Raw genomic sequence first — 7,527 nt, 5'->3', positions numbered from 1 at the left:
AGCGTTGCTGGCACGCATGGTCAGCGAGACCACCGCCCGATGAGTTCCAAGCACTGATCGCCGCGGTTGGTGCAGGCCATGGCCTGCACCTTTATCTACCACCCTGATCCAACAAACCACCGCTAGCATCACCAAACATCGGTGCTGATCAACAGGTTTGCGGCATCATATGGACCCCTTCGGCTTCTTCGGGGTAGTTTCGGAAACGGCGTCGCCAACGAGCGTCAGGCGGTGCGGTTGCCGGCGTAGTGCGTCCGAGCCGTGCGGCGTGTGCAACGCAGGTGTGGACCCCGGGGACGGTCCGATTAGAGAAGATGCCGGTGAGAAGCCTGACCGTGCCCCGTCACGATCGGATCGTTGTCGACGTAGACGACCCGTGATTCCGGGGCGACCTGCTGGACGACCTCGTGCAGGTTCGGCGCGGTCGGCAGCCCGGTCCCGATGTCGAGGAACTGCCGGATGCCGTGCTCCGCGGCGAGGACGCGGGCCGACCGGACCATGAAGTTCCGGTTCGCCCGCATGGACGTCGCCAGGTTCGGCAGGCTCCTGGTGAACTCGCCGGCCGCCGCGCGGTCGGCGGGAAAGTTGTCCTTGCCGCCGAGGATGTAGTCGTAGACCCGGGCCGAATGCGCCACGTCGCTCTTCAGATCGACGTGCGGAGGAGCCCAGTCCGTTGCTGAGTCCAGAGGAATCCAGCCCGCCACCGAGCCGATGTCCTGACCAGCGTCATCGCTGTCAGCCACGGACTGCCCCCATCTCATCTGAGAGAACGCCGTTCGCATGCGCGCCTGCCGCTTTCTAGCAGACTTCTGCCGTCACCCGGTTCGGGGGGTGCCTGACGCGGTTCGGCCGGTCCGTGCCGCCGGGCGTCGCTGCCTGCGGCGGCCGGCGGCACGGACCAGGGCTGTCCGAGCCCTTCGAGGCTCCCCGAGGGCAGGCCCTCGGGGAGCCTCGAAGCCTGCTCAGGCCGTGGTGACAGGGGCGAGGTCGAACCGGCCGAGGTTCGACACCTTCACCCAGGCCGCGACGAAGTCACGGACGAACTTCGCCCGTGCGTCGTCGCCCGCGTACACCTCGGCCAGCGCCCGCAGCTCGGAGTTCGACCCGAAGACGAGGTCGACGCGGCTCGCCGTCCAGCGCAGTTCGCCGGTCGCGGTGTCCCGGCCCTCGAAGACGCCTTCGTCGCCCGCCGCGGGCGCCCAGGTGGTGCCCAGGTCGAGGAGGTTGACGAAGAAGTCGTTCGACAGGGTCCCCGGGGTGGAGGTGAGCACGCCGAGCGGCGACTGTCGGTGGTTCGCGCCGAGGACGCGGAGGCCGCCGACGAGGACGGTCAGCTCCGGCGCGCTCAGGGTCAGCAGGTTCGCCCGGTCGACGAGGAGGAACTCGGCCGGCAGGCGACGGCCCTTGCCGACATAGTTGCGGAACCCGTCGACGGTCGGCTCCAGCGGGACGAACGACTCGACGTCCGTCTGCTCCTGCGAGGCGTCCGTCCGCCCGGGTGTGAACGGGACATCCACCTCGACTCCGGCGTTGCGCGCGGCCTGCTCGACCGCGGCGGCACCCGCGAGCACGATCAGGTCGGCGAGCGAGATCCGCCGGCTACCGGTCCGCGCCGCGTTGAAGCTCTCCTGGATCTCCGTCAGGGTGCGCAGGGCCACGGCGAGCTCGTCGGGCTCGTTCACCTCCCACCCGCGCTGCGGCTCCAGCCGGATGCGCGCCCCGTTCGCGCCGCCACGCTTGTCCCCGCCGCGGAACGTCGACGCGGACGCCCACGCCACGCTGACCAGCCGCGACACCGACAGGCCCGAGGCGAGAACGCGAGCCTTGAGGTCGGCGATGTCCGCGGCGGTGACGAGCTCGTGGTCGACCGCCGGGACCGGGTCCTGCCAGATCAGCGTCTGCGCCGGAACCTCCGGGCCGAGGTAGCGCGCGATCGGGCCCATGTCGCGGTGCGTCAGCTTGAACCAGGCGCGGGCGAACGCGTCGGCGAACTCCTCCGGGTGCTCCAGGAAGCGCCGCGAGATCGGCTCGTAGACCGGGTCGGCGCGCAGCGCGAGGTCCGTCGTCAGCATCGTCGGCGCGTGGGTGCGGGACGGGTCGTGCGCGTCCGGGACGGTCCCGGCACCCGCGCCGTCCTTCGGCTTCCACTGGTGCGCCCCGGCGGGGCTGCGTGTCAGCTCCCACTCGTAGCCGAAAAGGATCTCGAAGAAGCTGTTGTCCCAGGTCACCGGGGTGTTCGTCCAGATGCCCTCGAGGCCGCTGGTGATTGTGTCGCCACCCTTGCCGGTGCCGAAGCCGTTCTTCCAGCCGAGGCCCTGCTCCTCCAACGGGGCGCCCTCGGGCTCGGCACCGACGTACTCGTCGGGGTTCGCCGCGCCGTGGGTCTTGCCGAAGGTGTGGCCGCCGGCGATCAGGGCGACGGTCTCCGTGTCGTCCATCGCCATCCGGCGGAACGTCTCGCGGATGTCGCGGGCCGCGGCGAGCGGGTCCGGCACGCCGTTCGGGCCCTCCGGGTTGACGTAGATCAGACCCATCTGGACGGCGCCGAGCGGCTCCTCGAGCTCCCGGTCACCGGTGTAACGCTCGTCGCCGAGCCAGGTCTGCTCCGGGCCCCAGTAGACGTCCTCGTCGGGCTCCCAGACATCCGGCCGGCCGCCGGCGAAACCGAAGGTGGTGAAGCCCATCGACTCCAGCGCGACATTGCCGGCGAGCACGAGCAGGTCGGCCCAGGAAAGCGCCTGGCCGTACTTCTTCTTGACCGGCCACAGCAGCCGGCGGGCCTTGTCCAGGTTCGCGTTGTCCGGCCAGCTGTTGAGCGGCGCGAAACGCTGCTGGCCGGCACCGGCGCCACCGCGGCCGTCGCTGATTCGGTAGGTGCCGGCGGCGTGCCACGCCATCCGGATGATGAATGGCCCGTAGTGCCCGAAGTCGGCCGGCCACCAGTCCTGCGAGGTGGTCAGGACCTGTGCGATGTCCTGCTTCACGGCCGGGAGGTCGAGGGTGGTGAACGCCGCCGCGTAGTCGAAGTCCGCACCGAGAGGATTGGCCACCGCGGGGTTCTTGGCGAGAATCCGCAGGTTCAGCTGGTTCGGCCACCAGCCGCGGTTACCACCCCCCTGGGTGGGGTGCGGGGCGCGCCCGTGCGGGACCGGGCAGCGCGCCTCGCTCTGGCTGTCCTGGCCGGTCTCGTTGCTCGCGGTGTTGGTGGGGAAGACCTCGGCTTTGTCGTGAGCGGTGTTCTCGGACATTGCACCCTCCGGGCACGTTGATCAACAATGATCGTGGCGTTTCAGAGACGTCCGGTGTGTTCGGGGCCTGCCGGCTGGGAGCCTGCGTGGTGCTGGTTCGCTGCTGCTGGTCTGGGACGGCTACCTGGTCAGGGACGACTGCCGGCGGTGGAACAGGCGGGGCAGAAGCCCCAGTAGACGACCTCGGCCTCGTCGATCGAGAACCCGTGGTCGTCGGACGCGGTGAGGCACGGGGCGTCGCCGACGGCGCAGTCAACGTCCGAGACGGTGCCGCAGGATCGGCAGACGACGTGGTGGTGGTTGTCGCCGACCCGCGATTCGTAGCGGGCCACCGAACCGGCCGGCTGGATGCGCCGCACCAGGCCCGCGTTCGTGAGGACCCGCAGCGAGTCGTAGACGGCCTGGTGGGAGGCCTCGGGGAGTTCCTCGCGTACGGCGGAGATGATCGATTCGGTGTCGGCGTGCGGATGCGCGTGCACCGCGCCGAGGACGGCGATCCGAGGGCGGGTGACGCGCAGCGCGACCCCCCGCAGCAGCTGCTGGAGGTCCGCGGGTGACGTCATGGCTAGTACAGTGCGCTCTTTTCCTGAACCAGTCAAGAAAACGATGGAAGATCTTTCCGGGGGAACCGGGAGCGGGCCGTGTCGCCCGCCCGGCTCGGAGGGGTGTCCCGGACGTCGGGCGTGCCCCGACCGGGCGACGTCCGGGGCACGGGTGGCCACGGGGGCTACGGGTGGCTACGGGGGGTACGGCGGGCTACGGCTTGCGGGCGATTCCGCCGTACATGTAGACCTGGCTGTCGGTGTAGGTGGCTGCATCGGCGTCGGGGTGCCAGCGGTGGACGAGAGTAACGCCGGGGTCCAGGAGTTCCAGCCCCGCGAAGAAGGACTCGACACCCTTCCGGTCCCGGGCGGTCAGCGGGATGCCGCTGGCCCGGTAGGCGGCGACGCCCGCGTGCACCTCTTCCGGTGAGTAGTCGGCCGTCGTCGTGGACACGGCGAGAATGCTCCCTGACGGCAGCGGGGCCATGAGCTGGTCGATGACCTTCTGCACGACGCCGTCGTCGGGAATGAAGTGCACAACCGCGAGGAGGCTGACCGCCACCGGCCGGCTCAGGTCGAGCGTCTCCTGCAGCTGGCCGGACCCGAGGATCTCGTCCGGCCTGCTCAGATCGGCGTCCAGATAGGCGGTGCGGCCCTCGGGGGTGCTGGTGAGCAGGGCCCGGGCGTGCACCAGCACGATGGGATCGTTGTCGACGTAGACGACCCGCGATTCCGGGGCGACCTGCTGGACGACCTCGTGCAGGTTCGGCGCGGTCGGCAGCCCGGAGCCGATGTCGAGGAACTGGCGGATGCCGTGCTCGGCGGCCAGGGTGCGAGCCATCCGGGCCATGAAGTTCCGGTTCGCCCGCATGGACGTCGGAAGGTTCGGCAGGCTTCTGCTGAAGTCTCCGGCCGCGGCCCGGTCCGCCGGGAAGTTCTCCGTCCCGCCGAGGATGTAGTCGTAGACCCGCGCCGGGTGCGGAATGTCGGTTCGCAGGTCGACGTCCAGCGTCGTTCCGTCCGCTGCGACCAGGCTGTGGCCTCCGACAAGCTCGTTACCTGAGGTCACGAATCCCCCGTTTCACGACAACGTCTGTATGCGGAGTGCACCCTATCGTGCGCCCCGCGCGCAGCTGTGCCCTTCGGCCGGAGGGAGCGGATCGTCCCGGTGGGCGGCCCGGCGCCCTCAGCGGTGTGGGCGCAGTCCGTCCAGGAGGAGATCGAGCAGGCGTCCGACCTGGGCGCGGTCGCCGCGGTCGGCGGTCGCGAGCGCCACGCCGCTGATGCTCACGAGGAGGTCGTCCGGAGTGACGTCCGCACGCAACACGCCGGCGGATGCTCCGGCGGTGAGCAGCGTCGTCACCGCGCCGGTGAGCCGCTGGCGGCTGTTCGCGAACGGGTCGCCGCCGGCCGCGATCAGTGCGCGCAGCGCGTCGCCCATGCCCCGTTTGGTGGCCATGTAGTCGACGAAGCGCGTCATCCATTCACGAATGGCCTGGTCGGGCGGCTGGGCGCGGACGAGGTCGTCGGCGGAGTCGCACAGGCGGTCGAGCTCGTTGCGGTAGGCGGCGTCGATCAGCGCCTCCCGGGTGGGGAAGTGCCGGTACAGCGTGCCTATGCCGACCCCGGCCTCCTTGGCGATCGCGCCGAGAGTGACCTCCGGGCCCTCCTCGGACAGCATCCGGACGGCCGTCTCAAGCAGCCGCTCCCGGTTGCGGCGGGCGTCGATGCGCTGGGGGCGGGCAGCTGACACCAGGTCTCCCGAGTTCATCGAAGCCTGTGGGATCGGTCGGGAACTTTTCGGAGGACCCTCCGGTTAGCTTCGAGTGAGCGGAGGATCCTCCGAATAAGCGTATCGAGAGGGATCGCACGATGACTGATCGGATCACGACCCCGTTCGGTGCCGAGTCGACCGCCGCCGAGGTGATCGCCGGTGTTGACCTCACCGGGCAGCGCACCATCGTCACCGGCGGTGCCTCCGGCATCGGCATCGAGACGGCGCGGGCGCTGGCCGGTGCCGGGGCGGAGGTCACCCTCGCCGTCCGCGACACCGGCGCGGGCGAGCGCACCGCCGCTGACATCGCGGCGGGCGGGGCGACCGGCCGGGTGCTGGTCGAGGCGCTCGACCTGGCCGACCAGGCCTCGGTGACCGCGTTCACATCCCGGTGGGACGGGCCGCTCGACATCCTGGTCAACAACGCCGGCGTCATGGCGTCGCCGCTCACCCGCACGCCCGAAGGCTGGGAGCTGCAGTTCGCCACGAACCATCTGGGCCACTTCGCCCTCACCACCGGCCTGTACCGGGCACTGGTCGCCGCCGCGGGCGCGCGTGTCGTGTCGGTGAGCTCCAGCGCGCATCACCGCTCGTCAGTGGTCTTCGACGACATCCACTTCGAGCGGCGCCCCTACGACCCGTGGTCGGCCTACGGCCAGTCGAAGACGGCCAACGTGCTGTTCGCCGTCGAGGCCAGCCGGCGGTGGGCCGGCGACGACATCACCGTGAACGCGCTGATGCCCGGCGGCATCCGCACGAACCTGCAGCGCCATGTCTCCGAGGAGGAACTGGACCGGCTGCGCGCCGCCGCCGGCGGCGACGACCTGAAATGGAAGACGCCGGAACAGGGCGCCGCGACGTCCATCCTGGTCGCGGTGTCGCCGCTGCTCGCCGGGGCCGGCGGGCGGTACTTCGAGGACTGCAACGAGGCTGAGGTCGGCGTGCTCAGTGCCCGCAACGGCGTGGCGGCCTACGCCCTCGACCCGCAGGCCGCCGCGCGGCTCTGGGACGTCTCCGAGCAGACCCTCCACACCGGCCACGCGGCCACTCCGGCCTGACCGGCCCTCGGCTCGGCCACGAGCGCGTCCCGCGGCCGGTCACCTCTCCGTGGCCGGCCGCCGCCGTGGTGCGCGCTACCCCTCGCGGACCTGGCCGTTGTTGGTCCAGGCCGTCGCCGCACCGTCATCGTTGATGGCCAGGTGGTCGTCGCGACCGTCGCCGTTGAGGTCGGCGAATCGCACCTCGTCCCGTGGGGCGCCGACGCCGGAGGCCACGACCCCCAGCCAGTCCCAGCCGTCCTCGGAACTGCCTGGTTGCGGCGGATTCACCAAAATTCTCGGAGGATGCCTCGGTTTTCAGGCCGGGGAGGAATCCGGTTTCCCGTGCAGCGGGGCGTTGGTAGGCGATTCGCCGTCAGGCGGACTGCCGTTCGAGGAAACGGCGCTCAAGGTAAATCATCTCGCGGTTGAGGGTGTTTGTTTCCTTTCGTGGTCTCGATGAGGCGGGTGTGCGGTTTGTTTGGGGATAGCAGTTAGGGTGTGGTCGTGTCCCGGTTCCGGTTGTATCCCGATGTGGCGGAGGAAGAAGCTCTGCTGGTGCACTGTGGGCATGCCCGGTATGTGTGGAACCTGGCCTGCGAGCAGGGGTCGTGGTGGAATCCACGCCGTGGGCCCGCTCCCGGCTATGTGGAGCAGAATCGGCAGCTCACCGACGCGCGGGGAGCCAATCCGTGGCTGGCGGCAGGCAGTGTGATCGTGCAGCAGCAGGCACTGCGGGACTATACGACGGCGATGGCCCACTTTTTTCGTGGTTCGCATCGGCGGCCGTCGTTTCGTGGACGGGGCCGGGCCGAGGGTTTCCGGATCGTTGCGGTGAAGCCCGCCGATGTGCGGCGGGTCAACGGCCGCTGGTCGCAGGTACGGGTACCCAAGGTCGGGTGGGTGCGGTTTCGCCGGTCCCGTCC

The 7,527-nt window shown here is 70.1% G+C and carries 7 protein-coding genes and 1 pseudogene; 2 read left to right on the top strand and 6 right to left on the bottom strand.

Features of this window, described 5'->3' with window-relative positions; all coding sequences use genetic code 11:
- Window positions 1-326 precede the first annotated feature (326 nt).
- From AB1460_RS34755 to AB1460_RS34735, 5 genes and pseudogenes are all read right to left on the bottom strand, one after another.
- Window positions 327-761: pseudogene (locus tag AB1460_RS34755) on the bottom strand (SAM-dependent methyltransferase); the annotation flags it as partial.
- 201 nt (window positions 762-962) lie between these two features.
- Window positions 963-3,248, bottom strand: coding sequence for a catalase/peroxidase HPI (gene katG / locus AB1460_RS34750; RefSeq protein WP_368966603.1), 2,286 nt, complete (start codon window positions 3,246-3,248; stop codon window positions 963-965).
- 128 nt (window positions 3,249-3,376) lie between these two features.
- Complete coding sequence (locus AB1460_RS34745; protein ID WP_368966602.1) at window positions 3,377-3,811, bottom strand: Fur family transcriptional regulator; 435 nt, start codon at window positions 3,809-3,811, stop codon at window positions 3,377-3,379.
- Window positions 3,812-4,004: 193 nt separating this feature from the next.
- Window positions 4,005-4,859 carry an SAM-dependent methyltransferase gene (locus AB1460_RS34740; protein ID WP_368966601.1) on the bottom strand — a complete coding sequence of 285 codons (855 nt, stop codon included), beginning with the start codon at window positions 4,857-4,859 and terminating at the stop codon, window positions 4,005-4,007.
- 117 nt (window positions 4,860-4,976) lie between these two features.
- Window positions 4,977-5,561 (bottom strand): TetR/AcrR family transcriptional regulator, encoded by a 585-nt coding sequence (locus tag AB1460_RS34735; RefSeq protein WP_420497447.1) that lies wholly within the window; start codon window positions 5,559-5,561, stop codon window positions 4,977-4,979.
- 101 nt (window positions 5,562-5,662) lie between these two features.
- On the opposite strand from AB1460_RS34735, the gene AB1460_RS34730 reads away from it, so the two are divergent.
- Window positions 5,663-6,622, top strand: a complete 960-nt coding sequence (locus AB1460_RS34730) for an SDR family NAD(P)-dependent oxidoreductase (RefSeq protein ID WP_368966599.1) — start codon at window positions 5,663-5,665, stop codon at window positions 6,620-6,622.
- 75 nt (window positions 6,623-6,697) lie between these two features.
- Here AB1460_RS34730 and AB1460_RS34725 read toward each other — a convergent pair whose 3' ends face one another.
- The gene (locus AB1460_RS34725; protein ID WP_368966598.1) at window positions 6,698-6,892 is read right to left on the bottom strand and encodes a hypothetical protein; all 195 of its coding nucleotides are present in this window, start codon (window positions 6,890-6,892) and stop codon (window positions 6,698-6,700) included.
- Window positions 6,893-7,102: 210 nt separating this feature from the next.
- Here AB1460_RS34725 and AB1460_RS34720 point away from each other — a divergent pair.
- Window positions 7,103-7,527: helix-turn-helix domain-containing protein (locus AB1460_RS34720; RefSeq protein WP_368966597.1), on the top strand; the 425-nt coding region annotated here is incomplete at its 3' end.

This window comes from Parafrankia sp. FMc2 (genome assembly GCF_041008525.1).
Classification (GTDB): domain Bacteria; phylum Actinomycetota; class Actinomycetes; order Frankiales; family Frankiaceae; genus Parafrankia.
The sequence above is the reverse complement of the archived record's forward strand: the minus strand, read 5'-3'. Positions and strand labels throughout refer to the sequence as shown.

Bases quoted from the DNA above. Each gene is read 5' to 3' on its own strand.
- katG (WP_368966603.1), bottom strand. From the start codon at position 3,248: ATGTCCGAGAACACCGCTCACGACAAAGCCGAGGTCTTCCCCACCAAC.
- AB1460_RS34745 (WP_368966602.1), bottom strand. From the start codon at position 3,811: ATGACGTCACCCGCGGACCTCCAGCAGCTGCTGCGGGGGGTCGCGCTG.
- AB1460_RS34735 (WP_420497447.1), bottom strand. From the start codon at position 5,561: ATGAACTCGGGAGACCTGGTGTCAGCTGCCCGCCCCCAGCGCATCGAC.
- AB1460_RS34730 (WP_368966599.1), top strand. From the start codon at position 5,663: ATGACTGATCGGATCACGACCCCGTTCGGTGCCGAGTCGACCGCCGCC.